Genomic DNA, 20989 nt, shown 5'->3' on the forward strand with positions numbered 1-20989 from the left:
AGGATGGGTGGTTTTTCTTTTCGCTTAGGGGCGCATCCCATTAATTGGGTGGGGGAAGACGTCAAGGAGCATGGAGCGGACACCACGTATGAACAAATCCTGGATGATATCCAAGCGCTGGGTCTGACGGGAACGGAGATGGGGAGAAAATATCCAACCGAGATCGGCTTGCTGAAGCAGGAGTTGTCCAAACGCGGCATCCAGCTGGTCTCGCAATGGAAGTCGGTGCTCTTCTCCGACCCGGCTTATCGGGAGCAGGAACTGGAGGCATACCGGAAGCATGCCAAGTTTCTGAAAGAGATGGGAGCCGAGGTAATAAGCACGTGCGAAGTTGGCGGTTCCCTGCATTTTGATCCACGCCGCACACCCAACGAACGACAGGTAATTCCTTTGGATGATGCGGGGTGGAGCAGTTTGGTTGAGGGGCTGAATGCCGCTGGCCAGATCGCCCGCGAGTACGGGCTGAAGCTGACCTACCACCACCATGGCGGCACGGTCATTGAAGGATCTGATGAGATCGACAAGCTGATGGAGCTGACCGATCCGGAATCGGTATGGCTGCTGTTTGATACCGGGCACGCGCTGTATGGCGGGGCGGACCCGCTGAACGTGCTTCGCAAACATTATGATCGCATCGCTTACGTGCATTTGAAGGACGTGCGCGACGACAGATTGCGCAAGCTGAAGGAAGCCGGTTCCGACTTCATCACCTGCATTCGGGAAGGCGTATTCACGGTTCCGGGCGACGGTTGCATCGATTTTGGGCCGATCATTGCTGAACTGGTCAGCCGCGGTTACGACGGTTGGGCCATGCTTGAGGGCGAGCAGGATCCTGCAGAGCATCCGCCGCGCGAATATGCAGCGAAGGCACTTGCCTATCTGCACTCGCTCATTCCGATTGAAGGAGGGAAGCCTTCATGACAACGTTAGTTTCGCTGTTCCCGGAGAACCGGAGGTTTGACCTTACGGCGCTTGGACGGCTATGTATTGACCTGAATGCGAACGAAATTAACCGTCCGATGGAGGAGACGGTGACATTCACCAAATATGTCGGAGGTTCGCCCGCGAATATCGCCATCGGCATGAGCCGGCTTGGCCGACGCGTCGCCTTCATCGGTAAATTGGCTGATGATCAGATGGGGCGATTTATTCGAACGTACCTGCAGGAGAACGGCATCGACGACAGCGGCGTCTCGACGGATGACACCGGCGCTGTCACCGGGCTGGCTTTTACGGAAATCAAGAGCCCTACAGATTGCAGCATCCTGATGTATCGGGATCATGTGGCCGATCTGAAGCTGGGGCCGCTGGAGGTGAGCGAGTCGCTGATCGCGGACAGCAAAGCGCTGTTGATCTCGGGAACAGCACTGGCCGCCAGTCCGTCCCGGGAGGCGGTATTCGTCGCTCTGGAATATGCACGGGCTTACGGGACGCCGGTCGCTTTTGATATCGACTATCGGCCTTATACCTGGAAATCGCCGGAGGAGACGGCGGTATACTGCCACCTTGTCGCCGAGAAGAGCGACATTATCCTTGGGACGCGTGAGGAATTCGATAGCATGGAGCGATTCGAGCAGAATGCCGACCGTAGTGACCGCTACACCGCTGCCAAGTGGTTCGAGCGCGGGGCGAAGCTCGTCGTCATCAAGCATGGCAAGGAAGGGTCGATCGCCTATACCCAGGATGGCCTGGAGCATCGCGCTCCGTCGTACCCGGCGAAGGTCATCAAGACGTTTGGGGCCGGCGATGCCTATGCTTCCGGCTTCCTCCACGGACTGATGTCTGGCTGGGACGTTGCTCGGAGCATGGCTTTTGGCGGGGCGGCAGCAAGTATTGTTATCTCGAGTCACAGCTGTTCGGACGCGATGCCCACTGCCGAAGCGGTGGAGGACTATATTCAGCGCTGCGAGCGCGGGGAAATTACAGCCGGTTAACTTGCGAGGCAAGCAGGCTGGCCTATAGAAACGGGGAGAACATGTGCTATGAACTCAACGACGCTAAACAACTGGATCGGCGGACAATGGGTGAAGTCCGCATCTGAAGTAACGGAGGATGTCTACAACCCGGCAACTGGCGAAGTATTGGCGAAGGTGCCGTTGTCTACGCAGGCAGAGGTGGATCAGGCGGTTTCCGCTGCAGCCGAAGCGTTTGCGACGTGGAGCCGGACGCCGGTTCCGCGCCGCGCACGGGTGTTGTTTAAGTACCAACAGCTGCTTGTTGAGCATTGGGAGGAATTAGCCCGCCTGATTACGCAGGAGAATGGCAAGAGCTTTAACGAGGCGCATGGTGAGGTGTTGCGCGGGATCGAATGTGTCGAGTTCGCCGCAGGCGCACCTTCGCTGATGATGGGGAAGCAGCTGCCGGATATTGCCTCGAACCTGGAATCCGGCATGTATCGCTATCCGCTTGGAGTTGTCGGGGGCATCACACCGTTTAATTTTCCGATGATGGTGCCTTGCTGGATGTTTCCGCTCGCCATTGCATGCGGCAATACGTTTGTACTCAAGCCGTCCGAACGGACACCGCTGCTGGCGAACCGGCTGGCGGAACTGTTCCATGAGGCCGGCCTGCCGGCGGGTGTGCTGAACGTCGTCCACGGTGCGCACGATGTCGTAAACGGTTTGCTGCAGCATCCCGGCGTCAAGGCGATCTCGTTTGTGGGCTCACAGCCGGTGGCGGAATATGTCTACAAGACCGGTGCAGCTCACGGCAAACGCGTTCAGGCATTGGCTGGGGCCAAAAACTATACGATCGTCATGCCGGACGCGGATTTGGACCTGGCCGTCAAGGAGATCATCAGCGCGGCGTTTGGCTCTGCGGGCGAGCGCTGCATGGCGTGTGCCGTTGTCGTTGCCGTTGGCGATGTCGCGGACGAACTTGTCGCCAGACTGTCTGCTGCAGCGGATCGGATCAAGATCGGCAACGGCCTTGACGAAGGTGTGCTCCTTGGTCCGGTCATTCGGCAGTCCCACAAGGAACGGACGATTGGCTACATCGAAAGCGGCATTACCGAAGGAGCTGTGCTCGTCCGGGATGGCCGTGAAGATGCGGCGGCGAGCGGCGAAGGCTTTTTCCTCGGACCCACGATCTTTGATCAGGTGAATGGCGAGATGGCGATTGGCCGAGATGAGATTTTTGCGCCGGTCTTGTCGGTCATGCGGGCGAAGACATTGGAGGAAGCGATCGAACTCGCCAACCGCTCGGAGTTCGCGAACGGTGCTTGTCTGTTCACAAGCAGCGGCGCCAACGTGCGGACCTTCCGCGAGACCATTGACGCCGGGATGCTGGGTATTAATTTGGGCGTGCCTGCCCCGATGGCGTTCTTCCCGTTCTCCGGTTACAAGAAGTCGTTCTACGGCGACTTGCATGCGAACGGCACAGACGGGGTCGAATTTTATACGCGCAAAAAAATGGTGACCGCTCGCTGGTTGTAACCAAGCTGAAGCTAAGTGGGAGGAACGACATGGATAAATTAAGAATCGGCGTCATCGGCGCCGGGAGAATCGGCAAAATTCACGCGGACAATCTCAAAAGACTGCCGCAAGCAGAGGTCATCGCGATCAGCGACTTGTATGCGGACGCCGAATTGGAGAAGTGGGCACGGGAGAGGGAGATTCCGCTCGTCACGAACGACAGCGACGCGATGATTCAACATCCCGACATCGATGCGGTATTCATCTGCTCGTCCACAGACAGCCATGTTCCGCTCATCAAGAGCGCTGCAAGAAACGGTAAGCATATTTTTTGTGAAAAGCCAATCAGCATGGATATCCGTCAGACGGAGGAGGCGCTGGAGGAGGTGCGCCGTGCCGGCGTGAAGCTGCAGGTGGGCTTCAACCGCCGGTTCGATCACAATTTCCGCCGCGTCCGCGAGCATGTCGAGTCGGGGGCAATCGGTGACGTACATCTTATTAAAATTACGTCCCGCGATCCGAGTCCACCTCCGGAAGCCTACATCGCAGTGTCCGGCGGCATTTTCATGGACATGATGATCCATGACTTCGACATGGCGCGCTATTTGTCCGGCAGCGAGGTGGTGGAGGTGTCCGCGCAAGGCGGGGTGTTAATTGATCCCGCATTTGCGAAATACGACGATGTTGATACGGCGATCGTGACGTTGCGCTTCGCCAATGGGGCGCTGGGCGTGATCGACTGCAGCCGTCAAGCGGCGTACGGTTACGATCAACGTGCAGAAGCGTTTGGATCGCTGGGTGCAGCATTTGCTGACAACGACTACGCCAATACGGTGGTGTTGAGCACATCGTCAGGCGTACAGAGCGATAAGCCGTTGTACTTCTTCCTCGAGCGGTACAACGAGGCGTACATTTTGGAGACGCAGCAATTTATTGACTGCGTGTTAAGCGGCACACCGGTTCCAGTTGACGGTGAGGACGGGTTGCAGGCGGAACGGATCGCTCGGGCGGCGAAGCTGTCGCTTCAGGAGCGCCGGATCGTCAAGCTGTCGGAGCTGGATCTTGCTGGATCGGTCCATGCTGAACGCGAAGGGAGATGAGAGGATGTCAAATCTAATCGTTCGTCCTGAGAAGGGAGGGCCGGGCCAGCATCCGCTGCTGTCGGTGACGCCGGAATCCGCCGGTTGGAGCTATGTCGGGTTTGAGGTGTACCGGCTGAAGCCTGGGGAGACCATTGAACGGAGTACAGAGGATCGGGAATACTGCTTGGTGATTATAGAAGGGAAAGCCCATGTATCAACGGCGGAGACAAGGTGGGAGTCGGTTGGCGAGCGGTTGAGCGTATTTGAGCGGATTCCTCCGTATGCGGTCTATGTGCCGGGCGGCAACCGATACGAAGTTGAAGCGGTAACCGAGTTGGAGCTGGGGGTCTGCCATGCTCCGGATCGGAAGAGCGGTCATCCGGCCCGTTTGATTGGGCCAGAGGATATGGACAGCGAAGTCCGGGGAGAAGGGGCAACGCAGCGGTATATTCATCACATTTTGCCGGAACAGCAGCCTGCGGATAGCTTGCTCGTTGTTGAGGTGTTTACGCCTGCGGGACATTGGTCCAGCTATCCCCCGCACAAGCATGACCAGGATGCCTTGCCGGATGAAGCGCTGCTGGAGGAGACGTATTATTATCGGGTGAACCCGCCACAGGGGTTTGCCGTTCAACGTGTGTACACGGATGACCGGTCGCTTGATTCAACGATGGCGATAAGAAACGGCGAGACGGTGCTCGTACCAAAGGGCTATCATCCGGTGTCTGCACCTCCCGGTTACGATGTCTATTACCTCAACGTCATGGCTGGTCCCGTCCGAACCTGGAGGATCCGCAACGATCCGGAACACGCATGGACGCTTGAATCGGCAGGAATGCGCCAGACTCAACCCGATTGAACATTTGCAAAGGCAAATGAATCGTCGGATAATAGCTCCATAGAGAGCGGTAACGCTCGGACTACTATCCGATAATAAATGAGGTTGTTTATGAAAGGGACTACGATTTACGACGTTGCCAAAGAAGCGGGCGTGTCGATTGCGACGGTCTCCAACGTGATTAACGGCAAAGGCAACGTGGGCAAGAAGAAGCGGGAAGAAATCTTTAAGGTAATGGAGCGACTTCAATACAAGCCCAGCGTCATCGCATCCGCTTTGATGGGGAAGAAGACGTATACCCTGGGGCTGCTGATCCCGGATGTGTCGAACCCGTTCTTCTCCGAAATCGCCCGGGCTGTGGAAGATATGGCTCATGAGGAAGGGTACAGCGTCATTGTATGCAGCACCGATAATAACGACGAACGCATCGAGAAATACATCAAGCTGCTGGAGCAAAAAAGCGTGGACGGCCTGCTGATCGGCACCGGCGTTGAGAACGCCAACATTATTGCGCAACTGTCCGAAAATTCCGTTCCGATCGTAATGATCGCGCGGGAGGCGTCGGATATCAATGTGCATCGTGTGCTGACGGACGACTTTAAGGGCGGTTCGCTGGCGGCGGGGCATCTTCTGCAACTTGGCCATGAGCATGTTGCTATCTTGTCGGAGAGCACGAAGTTCAGCAGCAGTAAGGAGCGTGTGAGAGGGTTCCGGTTTGCGTTGTTCGAGGCCGGAAAGACGCTGGACGACGAGCGGATCGTTGCCTGCCAATCCACGATCATGGACGGCAAGCGAGCAGCGACGACGCTGCTTACGGGGCCTAATCCGCCGACAGCGATCTTCTGCTGCAACGATATGCTGGCGATCGGTGCGCTGCAGGCAGCTAGGGAATGCGGTGTCCGCGTCCCGGAGCAGCTGTCGATCATCGGCTTCGACAACACGATTTTGTCAACGGTCACGAATCCGACGCTGACCACGATCGCCCAGCCGACGGACGAAATGGCGAAACTGGCCTTTGGCTTGCTTCTCTCTTCGCCGGACGAAGGGAGCGAGGACATCAAGCAACGCATCGTGATGGAACCCAAGCTGATCGAACGGGAATCTACGGGACCTGTGCAACACGAAGCTGCCGGCTGTTAAGGCCGGCTCGCAGCATCGTGCCGCAGGTATGCCGCTTCTTTGCAACCGTATCGCAGTTCTTACCTACCAACGCTTTAGTCATCCTTGTCCTAAATTCCACACAACCAACGCATATAAATCCATCGTAATCATTACTCACCGTTGCATCTATCCAGATACCAGCACTACCTCCAAACACAGCTCTTACCGCCAAAAATCAGGACTCATCTTCGCAAGAAATTGAATAAAAAACTCTTCAGATATGGGACCGATATACAACTGCAACTTCAGATTTCCAACTTTTTCATCCGAAACAATATTAAGCGCTTACAAAATGGAGGGCGGAAATCTCGTGTCCATGGGTGATAGGCGCCATGGGAAGCCGCTGATTCTTGCGGGGGGGGGTGAGGCCGGGGCACTTGGAGTGCCAAATGACAGCCAGAAGGGCAGAACAGGATGCCAAATCATTAATGGAGGGGTTAATCGTGAAAAAGTCCGGAATGTTAGGGACGCTTCTTTTAACGATAGCTGTCATTTTCGCAGGATGCGACGGGAATAATGCGGCGGCGCCCGATGCAGCGAAGTCCAACAATTCATCGAAGGGCGAACAGTCGAAGCCCGTGGCAGGCGGAGTCAACACGGACAGCAAGGAAGCTCCCGAGCTCGCGAAACTCGTGGCAGAGGGCAAGCTGCCGAAGCTGGAGGAGAGACTCCCGAAGGCTGAAGACATCATGGTCGAGCCGGTCGTGGAGGAACTTGGTCAATACGGTGGAGACTGGACGATGGCCTGGACGGGGCCGGGCGATAAATGGGCTGTCGGGCAGCCAACAGAGGAGGCGTTGTTCCGCTTCAATGCGGACGGCACCGGGGTGGAGCCTAACGTAGCGAAGAGCTACGAAGTGAACGAGGACTCTACGGTGTTTACGATCCATCTGCGGGAAGGCATGAAATGGTCGGACGGCGTGCCATTTACAGCCGATGATGTGTTGTTTTATTGGGAGCACATGCTGACCAAAGAAACGTTTGGCAAAAAGATCTATGACGCCTATTACTCGGTAGATCCAGTCACAGGCGAAAGAGCGCTCGCAGAAGTGAAGAAGGTCGACGACTACACCTTCACAGTGACGCACAAGTATCCGAATGTACAGTTCCTTGAGCGGGTTGCGATTGATAATAAGTGGTTTTTTGCACCGGCGCACTTCCACAAGACGATCCTTCCAGAGTTTGTTGGCGAGGCGAAAACAGCCGAAATCGCCAGGGAGTGGGGCTATGAGGATGTGAAGGCGTTCCTCGTCGACACCGGCTACTATTACTGGCTGCATCCGCAAATTCCAACGCTGCGCCCTTGGGTTGCCGCCACGGATCCAAACAGCGACCAGTTCGTGATGGAGCGTAACCCCTATTATTGGAAAACTGACGCCGAAGGTCGTCAACTGCCTTACTTGGATCGCATTGTCGTGACCAAGATTCAGGATCCGAGCCAGATTTTGCTTGGTACGCTGGCTGGCAACTACAATCTGGCAACCTTCGGGGCTAAAGACTTTACGATTCTGAAGGAAAACGAGAAGAAGGGCGATTTCCGCGTATTGCAATGGACCCAACCCAGCTGGACGAGTGCGGGGATTCAGCTCAATCAGACGACGAAAGATCCGAAGCTGCGCGAGCTGTTCCGGGATATTCGTTTCCGCGAGGCGCTGTCGATCGGGGTGGATCGCAACGAGATCACCGAAATCGTGACGAACGGCATCGCCGACCCGGTGCAAGCGTCCGTTCCTGAAGGAGTGTTCGGATACCAAGAGGGCTGGGCGCAGAAATGGTCGGAGTATGATCCCGAGCGCGCGAACCAGTTGCTGGATGAAATCGGCCTAAAACGCGGCAAGGACGGCTTCCGCACGTTCCCGGACGGCTCGGATCTGACCTTAACGGACATCGAATCCAGTACAAACGCCGACTCCTTCTTGGAACTTTTGAAGAAGTATTTTGAGGATATGGGACTCAAGTTCAATGTGAAGGTTGTCGAATCCGGTGCATATAACGATCTGAAATATGCCAACGAGGTCCCGATAAACACGGAAGCGATTTCTGTCGTGAACATCTCGTTCCGCCCAGATACGCTTGTGCCGCTGCGTGTGATCACACCGTGGTTTGGTCATTACGGTCTGTATACGGAGTCCGGCGGCAAAGAGGGCTTTAAGCCGGAAGGGGATGTCGCCAAAATTTTGGATCTTTGGGCACAGCTCAAGGCTAGCAATTCCAAGGATGACATCAATCGCATTGCGAATGAAATCTACAAGGTTCATATGGATAATCAGTGGGTCATCGGTTACGCCGGACCAACGCCAGCGCTGGTTGTCGCCAGCAACAAGATGCGAAATGTTCCGGAGAAAGCAGTGTGGGCCGACGAATTCCGTTCCTTAGGACACGGGCATCCGGCGCAGTTTTTCCTGAAGCAGTAACTCGGTAGGGAGTCGGCGGCGGGGAATGAAGGACTCCCCGTGCCGTTCTTCCATCCTGAAGGCACGCGTTAATCGCATTGGAGGGGACTGATGACAGATGCTTCAATATATACTCAAGCGGATTGTATTGGCCATTCCGGTCGTGATCCTGATTTCGTTCATCGTCTTCTATATTATTCAGCTTCCTCCCGGGGACTACGTGTCCACCTATGCGGCGCAAATGGCAGCCGCGGGCGACAACATGACGGCGGAGGAAATGGAGGAGATGAGGGAAAATCTGGGGCTTAGCGGACCCGTATACGAGCAGTATGCGGTCTGGATCAAAAAAATCGTGCTGCACGGTGATTTTGGCTTTTCCTTTAGCTACAACAAACCGGTGTTAGACGTGATTAAGCAGTATATGGGGCTGACGTTGGTGGTCTCGTTTGTCACGTTGTTTTTTCACTATATCGTTGCGATTCCGATTGGCATTTATACCGCGGTTAAACAGTATTCCGCCGGGGACTATTTCTTCTCAGGTCTCAGTTTTATCGGCATGGCGACTCCCAACTTCCTGCTGGCTATCATTCTGATGTTCTTCTCGTACAAATGGTTTGGGGACCCGCTGCTTGGACTGTTCTCGCCCGAGTACGTCAATGCGCCGTGGTCGATGGACAAAGTGGTGGATTTGATGAAGCATTTGATCATCCCTGTGATCGTCATCGGGATTGCGCATACCGCGGATTTGATCCGCGTCATGAGAGGCCAGATGCTCGATGAGCTGAACAAGCCGAGCATCGTCACCGCCCGCGCCAAGGGCGTATCCAATCTGAAAATCCTGTTCAAATACCCGACGCGCTCTGCCTTGAACCCTATCGTAAGCACGCTGGGCTGGTCATTGTCCTCGATTTTTACCGGTTCGACCATTACCGCGATCGTACTGAACCTGCCGATCCAGGGACCGGTCATGTACAAAGCGCTGCTGAGCCAAGATATGTACCTGGCCGGGACATGGCTGTTGTTTATGGCGCTGCTCACCGTGTTGGGGACGTTGATCTCGGATATTTTGCTGGCTTGGCTTGATCCGAAAATTCGTACAGAGTTCAGAGGTAATTGACTATGAACCCATCGACGATATTTAAGAAAAAAACTCCGACAAACAACAAAGTATCGAGGCCGGCGAAGCGGAAAAACAACATTGATCTGAACTACAGCTCGCAATGGAAGCTGATGTATCTGCGGTTTAAGAAGCACAAGCTGGCCCGGATCAGCCTGGTCATTCTCGGAGTTCTGTATCTTGTCGCGTTGTTCGCTCAATTTATTGCACCTTACAGTCTGCAAAGCTATGACAGTAAATACGTCAATGCGCCGCCGACGTTGCTGCGTTTCGTTGACGCCGAGGGTAAGTTCCATCTACGCCCGTTTGTCTATGAATTAAAGTCTGATCGGGACCCGGAGACGATGCGCAAAATCTTCGTGAACAACGAGGAGAAGACCTATCCGCTGCAGCTGTTCGTCAAAGGGGAAGAATACAAGTTTCTTGGATTGTTCCGTACCGACATTCACCTGCTGGGGGTGGAACAGCCGGGCCGGATCTTCCTGCTAGGCACGGATGGGATGGGGAGGGATTTATTTTCCCGTATCGTCCTGGGCAGTCAAATCTCGCTGTCGATCCCGCTGGTCGGGGTGGGGATCAGCTTCGTGATCGGCCTCATCCTGGGCGGCATCTCCGGTTACTTCGGCGGCTGGATTGATTCGCTAATCCAACGGATCATCGAGATTATCCGCTCATTCCCGACGCTTCCGCTGTGGATGGCGTTATCGGCGGCGATTCCGCCGCGCATTCCGGTGGTGACGATGTATTTTTACATCGTAATTATCTTTGCGTTGATCGGCTGGACCGATCTGGCACGCGTTGTCCGGGGCAAGTTCATCTCGCTGAAAAATGAAGATTACGTCATCGCCGCCAAAATTGCCGGAGTCAGCGACGCCAAAATCATTATCAAGCATTTGCTGCCCGGATTTATCAGCTATCTCGTTGTGGCGACGACGCTGGCGATTCCCGGCATGATTCTCTCCGAGACGGCCATGAGCTTCCTTGGGCTGGGTATCCGCTCTCCGGCGACTAGCTGGGGCGTATTACTGCAGGAAGCCCAGCAGATTGAGAACGTCGCTTTGTATCCGTGGAAGTTGTTCCCGCTGGGGATCGTGATTCTTACCGTGCTGACTTACAACTTCCTAGGTGACGGGATGCGGGATGCCGCCGATCCGTACAAGAAATGATCTGACGATACTATGAAGCGAGCGAGGTGACCGTATGACAACACAAACCTTAGTCGAGCAGCCGCTGCTCTCGGTACGAAACTTGAAGATCCGCATCATCCAGATGGACAACGGCGTCATGCATGCTGTTGACGGGGTTGATTTTGATATCTATAAAGGGAAGACCTTAGGGCTCGTAGGTGAGTCCGGCTGCGGAAAAAGTCTTACCAGCCGCTCGCTCATCAACCTGAATCCGAAGGAATGCGAGACGACGGGCTCGATTGTCTACCGTCCAACCGACACCAAGGAAGGGAAGGAGGTTGACATCCTCTCCCTTGAACCCAATGGCAAGGCTATCCGCTCCATTCGCGGCCGCCGCATCTCCATGATCTTTCAAGAGCCGATGACGGCCTTCTCTCCGATGTATACGATCGGTAATCAGATTGTGGAAGCGATTCGGATACACCGGACGAAGGATAAGAAGGAAGCCAAAAAAATCGCGCTCGAAATGCTATCCAAGGTCGGCATTTCGGACGAGGAGAAGCGGTTCGATCAATATCCGCACGAGTTTTCGGGAGGCATGCGGCAGCGCGCGATGATCTCGATGGCGCTGTCGTGCAACCCCGAGCTCTTGATCGCCGACGAGCCAACGACAGCGCTGGATGTGACGATTCAGGCGCAGGTGCTTGAACTGATGCGGGCGCTTCAGCAGGAATTTGGCATGTCGATTTTGCTCGTCACGCACGACCTTGGCATCATCGCTCAAATGTGTGACGAGGTCGCGGTGATGTACCTTGGCAAGATCGTCGAGCAGGCGCCGGTGAAGGAATTGTTCCGCAATCCCAAGCATCCGTACACCAAAGGCTTAATGCGATCGATGCCGCGGCTTGGGGGCGGCAAGGAGAAGCGCCTCGAGTCCATCGAAGGCTCGGTGCCGATGGCGATCGACATGCCGCCGATGTGCGGCTTCTATGAACGCTGCAAGGACCGCATCGAAGGGGTCTGTAATGCGGCCGCCGTGCCGATGACATCGATCTCTGAAGGGCATTCGGTCAGATGCTTCCTGTATTCGGAACCGCAAGGAGGCGAAACGCCATGACCAACGCGCTGCTTGACGTCGTCGGGTTAAACAAAGAATTTCAGGTTAAGCCGAAGTCAGCGAGGATCTTTGCGAAGCCAACAAAGGTCCAGGTCCTGAATGACATCTCGTTTGAGATGTACGAAGGAGAGACGCTAAGTATCGTTGGGGAATCAGGCTGCGGCAAAACGACGCTAGGTCGTTGTCTGGTCCGAGGGATTCCCGCTACCTCCGGGCAAGTCATTTACCGTACTGAGGAGGATGAACGCGTTGACTTCTTGAAGTTAAAGGGGAAGGAAGCCAAGCGGCTGCGCAGAGATATCCAGATGATTTTTCAGGATCCGTATTCTTCCCTTAGCCCGCGCATGAGCGTGTTCGATATTATTTCGGAGCCGCTCGTTGCGAACTTCAAGCTGAGTCGAGATGAAGTTGAGGAGAGAGTGAAGGATATCGCGGAAAAAGCTGGCCTCAACCCCAGTTACCTGCGCCGCTACCCGCACGCGTTCTCCGGCGGCCAACGGCAGCGGATCGCGATCGCTCGTGCACTGATCATGAAGCCGCGGCTCATTGTCTGCGATGAGGCGGTGTCCGCGCTGGACGTGTCCATCCAAGCGCAGATCATTAATCTGCTTAAGGATCTGCAGGAACAGTTCAAGATTACGTACTTATTTATCTCGCACGACTTATCCATTGTGCAGAACATATCAGATCGTGTGGCCGTCATGCACTTGGGACGTATTGTGGAGTTGGCGCCAACCAAGGAGCTGTTCGAGGCTCCCAAGCATCCATATACGGAAGCCTTGATGTCGGCCGTGCCGCAGCCTGATCCGGAAGCGAACCATAGCCGGATCATTTTGGAAGGAGAGGTGCCAAATCCGGCCCATCCGCCAAGCGGCTGCCATTTCCATCCGCGTTGTGCTTACCGGACCGAGAAGTGTATGCAGCAATCGCCGGAACTGCGAGAGATTAACAGCGGCCATTCTGTGGCCTGCCACTATGCAGAACAATTAAATTTAAGAGGTGTAACGATATGATTGTTGAACATGCCCCAGCAAATCCGAATCCGAGAAAGCTCATTATTTTCCTGGATTGCGGGGATACGATTATTGACGAAAGCTCGGAGACTCGAGACGAGGAGGGCATCGTACTGGACGGCCGGGTCATTCCCGGCGCGGACGTGATGGTCAAGACATTGGCGGAGCGGGGATTTCGGCTGGCTATCGTCGCCGACGGCGCCGCGCAGTCCTTCAAAAACCTGCTGACCCGAAACGGGATCTATGAATGCTTCGAGACGCTGATCTATTCCGAGAACATCCGGGCCACGAAACCCAGCCCAAGGATGTTCAAGGCCGCGATGGGCGCCATGGAGTTGGAGGAAGCCGATATCCCCCGAATCATTATGGTCGGCAACAACCTCAGCCGCGACGTGAAAGGAGCGAACGCACTCGGCATTACGAGCGTGTTCCTCAGCTGGACGCCGCGTTATCCGAAGACGCCGGCAGACGATTCGGAGATTCCGCGTTACACGATTAAGACTCCTCTTGAGTTGATCGAGCTGGCAGAAAAATTGGATAGACAACTGTCCTCGTGATGAAAAAAGCGGGACGCAGCGGAGCTATTCCGCTGCGTCCCGTTTTTGGTTTTAACGATCGGTTTAGTGGCCCGCACTCAACGCAGCGTTGCGGCCGGCCGTATATCCGGTTGAGAAAGCTGCCGTAATGTTATATCCGCCGGTATAGCCGTGAACGTCCAGAATTTCTCCGCAGAAATAAAGTCCTGGCATCAGCTTCGATTGCATCGTTCTAGGATCGATTTCTTTTATATTCACACCGCCGCCCGTTACGAAGGCTTCTTCAATCGATAACGTTCCGTAGACCCGAATCGGGAAACGTTTAACCAACTGGGCAAATTGCAGCCACTTTTGCTTTGGAATATTCGCGTAAGTCAGGAGAGGGTCTAATTCGGCTTTTTGCAGCAGGATCGGGATGATTTTCTCTGGCAAATACGTTTTTAATACGTTTTTAATTGATTTTTTGGGATCTTGTTCCGCAAGCTGCAGCGTTTCGTTGTAGACTTCATCCTTCGTTTTATCAGGAGTAAAGTCAATGGAAACTTCAATATTGCCAGTGCCAAACTGCTTTAGCGCTTTGACGACGAACTGGCTGCACCGTAAAGCAATTGGTCCTGATATCCCGAAGTGTGTAAACAGCATATCGCCATAGTGCTCGATCAGCTTCTTGCCCTTAGGGTTCCATACGGAAAGGGAGACGTTTCTTAAGGACAGCCCTTGCAGCTCCTTGCTTTGGATAAAGGGTTCATTCGAAGTAAGCGGAACTTCGGTCGGGAACAGTTCAGTAATCGTGTGACCAGCTTTCTCTGCCCAGGCATATCCGTCGCCGGTCGACCCGGTTTGTGGTACGGATTTGCCTCCCACAGCGACAATCACCGCGTGACTCTCCAATACTTCTCCGGTTTTTAATTTGACGCCTACGGTTCGACCATTATCATAAAGCACTTCCGCTACGGGACTGTTGACCCGGATTTGCACGCCTTGCGAGCGCACTTGGTTGATCAGCGCATCGACCACGGTTTTGGCTTTATCAGAGACAGGGAACATTCGCCCGTTATCTTCCTCTTTGAGCTTAATTCCAAGTCCTTCAAAGAAAGCGATAATCTCTTTATTGCCGAACGTGCTTAAAGCACTGTAGAGGAAACGGCCGTTGCCGGGAATAAACTGGATGAGCTCATCCAACTCCTTGTTGTTGGTGACATTACATCTTCCGCCGCCGGAGATGCCTAATTTCCGTCCTAACTTGTCTCCCTTGTCCACTAAAAGAACTTTTGCACCCTGCTCACTTGCCGCGATGGCGGCCATCAGACCGGAGGGGCCGCCGCCGATGACGATGACATCTGCTTTTTTCATGTAGATATCCTCTCTATTTGTACTATTCTTACTATTTAATAAATCATGAATTATTGTAAAACTTTGTCGGCTATGATTTAATCGAAACTAGAGTTGTATTCTTCCGCCAGAGGAGGGAGAACGTGGATGTTGTTAAAGAGATCCTGCTTCAAGTGCTGATCGCCAGCTTGCCTGCATTCCTATTTCCTTTGACGTTTGAGAGGACCAGCAGTTGCTGGCCTCATCACAACCGTAGCACTGAGGGACATCCTTACGCCGTTGGCTTAATGTATACCTGTTTATCCAGCATGTTGCTTTGTGATATCTTTGCCTCGCGGTTATGGGAAGTCTTCCCTTTGAATTTCGGAATTTTGCCTTTGTTTGCGCTCATGTTGTATGGTCGGTTCCGGAACGGGGTTGCATTAGCTCTGCTGCAGATTATCCTTCATCCTCTGTTTGCAGTAAATTACACCCTTATCGGGTTTATCATGGAGACAGGGTTACTCCTGTATCCTTTTGTTCTGCTTACTTCCCGCTATTTCAAAAGAACCAGTCGCCAGGGCAAAGTGGCCATCCTTTCTCTCTACTTTATGAGCGGAGAGACGATGATTGGCATGTCTCCATTTTTGACCGGTAGTCTATCATTTCATTCAGACCTCAATGCTCTAACGAATGAATTCATTAATGTGTTAGTCACGATGGTGGTCGGCAGCTTGTTCGTTTACATGATCGAAAGTACCCTGGAGAAGGAGAAGCTGCGCGGCCAAGTGATGCAGCTGTCTCGCGAATACTTCCGCGAAGCCGAGAAGCTGCAGCAAATGATGGACGCCGCTCCGTTGGGCATCGTGCTGCTGGATCAACAAGGTTATATTATATCGATAAATGAAACGTTTCTCCAACTCTATCGGACGTACCAAAAAGAGCCGAACGAATCGCGACGCGAGGATCTGCTGCTGTGCCGGTTGAGCGATGTGCTCAGCGGCGTGCCGATTGAGTCCATCGCCTCCCGAGTCGAGCAGTCGCTCGAAGGGCAAACGAAAGTGACCGACTTGATCAAAGCGGATAATCATATTTATTTTACCAGTACGTCTCCGATTCAAAAAAGCAAATCCAACGAAGTGATCGGTGCGGTAGCTATCGTTCAGGATATCACCGAACTGGAAACGCTGCGGATGGAGCTGAACCATGTGGAGCGGCTGAGTCTGGTGGGTCAGATGGCTGCCGGGATCACGCACGAAATCCGCAATCCGATGGCAGTGGTACGGGGCTTCCTGCAGCTCATGCGCGAGAAAAGCCCGCCAACGTTGGATCATTACTACCGCATCGTGATGGAAGAACTTGATCGGGCGAATGGCATCATCAATGACTTTCTTTCCCTGGCGCAGAATCGTCCGGTTGAAAGCGAGAAATGCCATCTCCACGATATCATTAAGGAACTGACGCCGTTGCTTTGGGCAGATGCGAACCTCCGCGGTCAAACGATTGAGGTCAAGCTGGATGATTCCATGCCGGAATTGTTGCTGAATGCCAAAGAGATCAAGCAGCTGATCTTAAATCTGTCGCGTAATGCGATGGAGGCGATGACCGAAAAAGGGCAGCTCACTATAGAGACCCGCGTTACTAATCAGGGGGGCCTCCTGATGGTCAGCGACACAGGGCCTGGGATTCCTTCCGGGCAGCGAGAGAAGCTGTTTGAGCCATTTTTTACGACGAAAGCGAAGGGAACAGGGCTGGGGCTGGCGTTATGCCTTAGCATCGTCGAACGCCACGGCGGCAAAATTACCGTCGATTCAACAGAGGGTCAAGGCACAACCTTTACCGTTCTTTTCCCACTCTCTTAAGTCGGGGTTGGGTCATTTGACGTCGATCAGCAGAGTTGCTTTCCTTCCCTATGAATGTATAATTAAATTAATCTGGCTAAGAGCGAGGCGATTGCGAGAGCTCAAAATAGAGCCATGTGATTATGCATAAGGAGTGATGGGTAATGTCGATGTCATTTGACCAATATATGAGAGACATGGTACAACCGATGAGAGACGAATTAACCGTGCTGGGGATTCAAGAGCTGCGTACGCCGGAGGAAGTCGAAGAACAGTTGCCTAATGCGAAAGGCACTGCGCTGGTCGTTGTCAATTCCGTTTGCGGATGCGCAGCGGGACAATGCCGCCCGGGCGTAGCAAAGGCGTTGCAGCATGATGTGACACCGGACCACTTGTTTACCGTGTTTGCCGGTCAAGATAAAGAAGCTACGGCGAAAGCACGCGAATATTTCGCACCGTATCCGCCGTCTTCGCCTTCGATCGCTTTGATGAAGGACGGCGAGCTCGTCCATTTCATCGAACGTCACCAAATTGAAGACCGTTCGGCTGAAGAAATCGCCGCTGATCTGACCAGCGCGTTCGACCGCTTCTGCCGATAAGCTGTAGCGGCCGTTAATCAGTCGCTTTCGCCCCGCCATCCAGCTTGTCTGGATGGTTTGGGGCGTTTTTCGATTTAGGGCATACTACTGACATGAAATGTTATATCTTGGATGTGGAGGGATTTAAGATGAGTTTGCAGCAGGAAATCATTAAACGGCTTGGGGTTAAACCTGTCATTGATGTGGATGAGGAAATTCGCCGTCGGGTTGACTTTTTGAAGGAGCAGGTCAAAGCGGCACGCACGACCGGTTTATTAATCGCGATCAGCGGCGGGATTGATAGTGCAGTAACCACCGGCTTGTGTAAACGGGCAACGGACGAGCTGACGCAGGAGACCGGCCAACCATACATGACACTGGGCGTATTCCAGCCTTACGGGAAGCAGGAGGACATCGAGCACAGCTACGAGGTGGCCAAGGCGTTTGGCCTTGAACATACCGTGGAGACGAATATTGAGGAAGCCGTAGATGAAATCGCCCTCGAAGTCGAGCACAGCCTGAAAAATATCGGGCAATCCCGTCACCTCAGCCCGCAAGGCAAAGGTAACGTGAAAGCACGGACCCGGATGGTCATGCAATATGCGCTGGCTTTTGAGCTGAACCTGCTCGTTGTGGGTACCGACCATGCGTCAGAAGCAATTACCGGCTTTTACACCAAATGGGGGGATGGAGCCGTTGACGTGACGCCGCTCAGCTCGCTGAACAAACGTCAAGTCCGTCAGCTTGCCGTCCGCCTCGGCGTACCGCAAAGCGTAATCGACAAGGCGCCAACCGCTGGTCTGTGGGAAGGACAAACGGACGAGAAGGAGCTCGGAATCAGCTACGAAGATAACAGCGATTATCTGGAAGGCAAGCAGATCGATCCAGCCGTCCAAGAGCGCCTAGAGGCCTTCTACCGTAAGACCGAGCACAAACGCAGCCCAATCCCAGGCATTTAATTCAACATAGGCGCAGGAGTGTCGTTGTGTGATAGGCATGGACTCAAACGGCACGCCATCGCCAATTAAAGTTATCGCCACCCTCAACGCGTTACGCGGGCCCGGGCGCTATTGCCCGGAGCCCGCTTTTTTTCAGGAAAAGTGTACGCAGCTAGTATTCCGGCCGCCCTCTTTCAATGATTATCCCGTTGCCTCAGGAGGTGAGTGAAACAAAGTAGCAGATCTGCACGGCAGTAGTTATTACTAGCAAGGGAAATTGGTAGCAATAAGAAATTGCAAGAAAATCAATGGGTTGAGATCGTTTCAACAGGGGGACTCTGGCCTCTTCTCTCTTCGCCACCCTCTTTTGATGATTATCCCGTTGAGTCAGTTAGTGGAATGGAAGAAAGAGAAGGGATGGGAGTAGACGCGCCAGTACTTCCATTAGTATCATTAGTAACTCACTCGTATACAATAAGCATCGAGCAAGTATTTAAGAATCAGTTAGAACAAGCATCGAATAAACATCGAATAAACATCGAACAAGTACTAGCAAGCACTAGTAAGTATCTAAATAAGTATCTAATAAGTAACCCATTAGCCCCCTTACGATCATAATCACATAACTGTCCACGAGCATTACAGCACCACATTAGCACCTAGCCAGCATCTCATCTAGTGTCTCATTGCCGCCTCATTATGACCCCAGTCGTATCTCGATAGCATATTAATTTTACGCCGCTGTTACTAGGAACAGTTTCCGATGATGTGCGTTCTGATGGCGTTTGATTAACTGGCGGTAAGGGATTGCAGGAATGGATACACACATCTGCAGCAGGGAAAAGCGCATTTCTTGTTCGGAATCTGACATACGTAGGTAACGGCGGACGGTGTATTCATTCAAATAGGCTTGCAAATGGGTTAGCCCCAAGGCAACATAGGTACGTTTCAGCGAATTCCACGCCGCTCTAACTTCTTTGCGCAAAGGCATATACAGTCGAAATGCCAAAGGGAATGACTGAACGGTAGAGCTAGGGACATCGATATGTTTATGGATGAACGCGGCGACATCGTGCTTGTTGGCTCGTTGTCCGTCTCCTCTTTTATGTGAAATCAATTGGATCTTTACTCGCTCCGGCTCGCCAGACTCCTTGACGGTGCATCCGGCGACAACCGGGGTAGCATAAGGCTGAGCCGCCGGATGATAGCGTAACGAATCATAAGCATATTGATCGCAGTTGACCTTCACATCTCCAGAGAGCAGTTCCCGGGCATCGCATTCGCCGAGGGTATGACGGATTTTGTGCAGCATGAGCCAGGCGGTCTTGTAGGTCACTTCAATGACCTGACTCAACCGCAGCGCTGAGATGCCATCGGGGAGCAGGAACAACTCGAGGGCACGAAACCACTTTACCAAAGGCAGATGGGTTCTTTCAAAAATCGTACCAACCAAAGGCGACGCTTGATAGCCGCATCGTCCACACTCGAACAAAGGAAGTCGCCGGGTGGACAGGCGGGTGCACTCCGTATAAGCACAACGCGGGCAAACGAAGCCATTTGGCCACTTCATCGCGATGATGGCCTCTATGCAATCACCCTCGCTTTGAAAGCGGCTGCTAACAGTTTGAAACAGCTCCGTATTCATACCAAGCTCCATGTCCGATCCCTCCAACTCAAATTCCGCATCCTAATAATACGTACATATGTTCCCTTTTTTTCATTATATCAAACATACGTTCTGTATACAAGAAAAAAATCCCAAAAAATTATTACTATATAAAAATCTTCTCCCAGAGGAGCTTATTTCACTTTTCGTCCCATGTAACTCCTAATTCTGAGCAAAAGGGATAGCCTTGTGCAGAGAACTTGTGCAGAGAAGCGGTAGAAAGCCCTTCTTTCCACGATCCTTCCGTTCTGAGTTAAAGGGATATTCACGTAAAGTGACACACGAGAGGATCCCTATCACGACCTTGTCACACTGAGTTAAAGGGATAATCATGGAAAGAGGTGGCACGAAGGGCTTCTATCTGGAACCCTAATTCTGAGTTAAAGGGATATTCACGTAAAGTGGGCGTAACGAGAGGATCCCTACCTTGATCTTGTTATTCTGAACCCAAGGGATAATCATACAAAAAAGCAGCAGGAAGGACTCCAACCTAACCCCTGCATTTCTGAGTCAAAGGAATAATAGTGTAAAGAGGTGTAGCAAGAGGAGCTCCTCCTTTAAAGATTTAATTACGAAAGGCAGCAAGGTCCGCGAGGTCCGCAATGGGACGCTGATTTTTTTTGCAAATTGAGTGGGGTTGGGCTTAGGTCTAGCAGTGATCCTGGTCTTGAGACTGTGGCGGAATTGGGATAGAGGGGTATAATGGCAGGGAAACCCAGTGAGATTCCTAGGAATGCGATGTTCACGAGATCTTGCATGAGTTGTAAAATGTGCCTAACTTGAATCTCTTTGCGACTTTGTTCGTATATATAACATGATTCTAGTCTTACATATTTATGGGATGGAACAATGTTGGGA

At 53.0% G+C, this 20989-nt stretch carries 17 protein-coding genes; 15 read left to right on the forward strand and 2 right to left on the reverse strand.

The genetic code is table 11. The annotated features are described in order from the left end of the window. The first annotated feature begins 3 nt into the window (after nucleotides 1-3). From iolE to RW092_RS22780, 12 genes are all read left to right on the forward strand, one after another. Complete coding sequence (gene iolE / locus RW092_RS22725; protein WP_316011365.1) at nucleotides 4-921, forward strand: myo-inosose-2 dehydratase; 918 nt, start codon at nucleotides 4-6, stop codon at nucleotides 919-921. After that, nucleotides 918-1934 carry a 5-dehydro-2-deoxygluconokinase gene (iolC, locus tag RW092_RS22730; protein ID WP_316011366.1) on the forward strand — a complete coding sequence of 339 codons (1017 nt, stop codon included), beginning with the start codon at nucleotides 918-920 and terminating at the stop codon, nucleotides 1932-1934. The genes iolE and iolC overlap by 4 nt, the downstream gene beginning before the upstream one ends. A gap of 48 nt (nucleotides 1935-1982) precedes the next feature. Next, nucleotides 1983-3434 carry a CoA-acylating methylmalonate-semialdehyde dehydrogenase gene (locus tag RW092_RS22735; protein ID WP_028538049.1) on the forward strand — a complete coding sequence of 484 codons (1452 nt, stop codon included), beginning with the start codon at nucleotides 1983-1985 and terminating at the stop codon, nucleotides 3432-3434. Between the two features lie 29 nt (nucleotides 3435-3463). Next, nucleotides 3464-4513 carry an inositol 2-dehydrogenase gene (gene iolG / locus RW092_RS22740; RefSeq protein WP_316011367.1) on the forward strand — a complete coding sequence of 350 codons (1050 nt, stop codon included), beginning with the start codon at nucleotides 3464-3466 and terminating at the stop codon, nucleotides 4511-4513. Nucleotides 4514-4517: 4 nt separating this feature from the next. Next, the gene (gene iolB / locus RW092_RS22745; protein WP_028538047.1) at nucleotides 4518-5354 is read left to right on the forward strand and encodes a 5-deoxy-glucuronate isomerase; all 837 of its coding nucleotides are present in this window, start codon (nucleotides 4518-4520) and stop codon (nucleotides 5352-5354) included. Between the two features lie 90 nt (nucleotides 5355-5444). Continuing rightward, the gene (locus RW092_RS22750) at nucleotides 5445-6473 is read left to right on the forward strand and encodes a LacI family DNA-binding transcriptional regulator (protein WP_016313570.1); all 1029 of its coding nucleotides are present in this window, start codon (nucleotides 5445-5447) and stop codon (nucleotides 6471-6473) included. Nucleotides 6474-6937: 464 nt separating this feature from the next. Then, entirely contained in the window at nucleotides 6938-8908 is a 1971-nt protein-coding gene (locus RW092_RS22755; RefSeq protein ID WP_316011368.1) for an ABC transporter substrate-binding protein, read from the forward strand. Between the two features lie 97 nt (nucleotides 8909-9005). Then, nucleotides 9006-10004, forward strand: coding sequence for an ABC transporter permease (locus RW092_RS22760; RefSeq protein WP_016313568.1), 999 nt, complete (start codon nucleotides 9006-9008; stop codon nucleotides 10002-10004). 2 nt (nucleotides 10005-10006) lie between these two features. Continuing rightward, complete coding sequence (locus RW092_RS22765) at nucleotides 10007-11170, forward strand: ABC transporter permease (RefSeq protein ID WP_084628816.1); 1164 nt, start codon at nucleotides 10007-10009, stop codon at nucleotides 11168-11170. A gap of 34 nt (nucleotides 11171-11204) precedes the next feature. Beyond that, on the forward strand, nucleotides 11205-12248 hold the full coding sequence (locus tag RW092_RS22770; RefSeq protein ID WP_316011369.1) for an ABC transporter ATP-binding protein: 1044 nt from the start codon (nucleotides 11205-11207) through the stop codon (nucleotides 12246-12248). Then, nucleotides 12245-13261, forward strand: a complete 1017-nt coding sequence (locus tag RW092_RS22775; RefSeq protein WP_316011370.1) for an ABC transporter ATP-binding protein — start codon at nucleotides 12245-12247, stop codon at nucleotides 13259-13261. The genes RW092_RS22770 and RW092_RS22775 overlap by 4 nt, the downstream gene beginning before the upstream one ends. Continuing rightward, entirely contained in the window at nucleotides 13258-13818 is a 561-nt protein-coding gene (locus RW092_RS22780) for an HAD family hydrolase (RefSeq protein WP_085169610.1), read from the forward strand. Before RW092_RS22775 ends, RW092_RS22780 begins: the two co-directional genes overlap by 4 nt. 63 nt (nucleotides 13819-13881) lie before the next feature. On the opposite strand, the gene RW092_RS22785 is transcribed toward RW092_RS22780, so the two are convergent. Further along, entirely contained in the window at nucleotides 13882-15150 is a 1269-nt protein-coding gene (locus RW092_RS22785; RefSeq protein ID WP_316011371.1) for a BaiN/RdsA family NAD(P)/FAD-dependent oxidoreductase, read from the reverse strand. A gap of 122 nt (nucleotides 15151-15272) precedes the next feature. On the opposite strand from RW092_RS22785, the gene RW092_RS22790 reads away from it, so the two are divergent. From RW092_RS22790 to nadE, 3 genes are all read left to right on the forward strand, one after another. Continuing rightward, complete coding sequence (locus RW092_RS22790; protein ID WP_316011372.1) at nucleotides 15273-16970, forward strand: two-component system sensor histidine kinase NtrB; 1698 nt, start codon at nucleotides 15273-15275, stop codon at nucleotides 16968-16970. Nucleotides 16971-17113: 143 nt separating this feature from the next. Next, the gene (locus tag RW092_RS22795; protein ID WP_016313561.1) at nucleotides 17114-17548 is read left to right on the forward strand and encodes a BrxA/BrxB family bacilliredoxin; all 435 of its coding nucleotides are present in this window, start codon (nucleotides 17114-17116) and stop codon (nucleotides 17546-17548) included. A gap of 128 nt (nucleotides 17549-17676) precedes the next feature. Continuing rightward, nucleotides 17677-18486 carry an ammonia-dependent NAD(+) synthetase gene (nadE, locus tag RW092_RS22800; protein WP_016313560.1) on the forward strand — a complete coding sequence of 270 codons (810 nt, stop codon included), beginning with the start codon at nucleotides 17677-17679 and terminating at the stop codon, nucleotides 18484-18486. A gap of 712 nt (nucleotides 18487-19198) precedes the next feature. On the opposite strand, the gene RW092_RS22805 is transcribed toward nadE, so the two are convergent. Beyond that, nucleotides 19199-20122 carry a transposase gene (locus RW092_RS22805; protein WP_316011373.1) on the reverse strand — a complete coding sequence of 308 codons (924 nt, stop codon included), beginning with the start codon at nucleotides 20120-20122 and terminating at the stop codon, nucleotides 19199-19201. Between the last annotated feature and the right edge of the window lie 867 nt (nucleotides 20123-20989).

Source organism: Paenibacillus sp. 3LSP, assembly GCF_032465655.1.
GTDB lineage: Bacteria > Bacillota > Bacilli > Paenibacillales > Paenibacillaceae > Fontibacillus > Fontibacillus barengoltzii.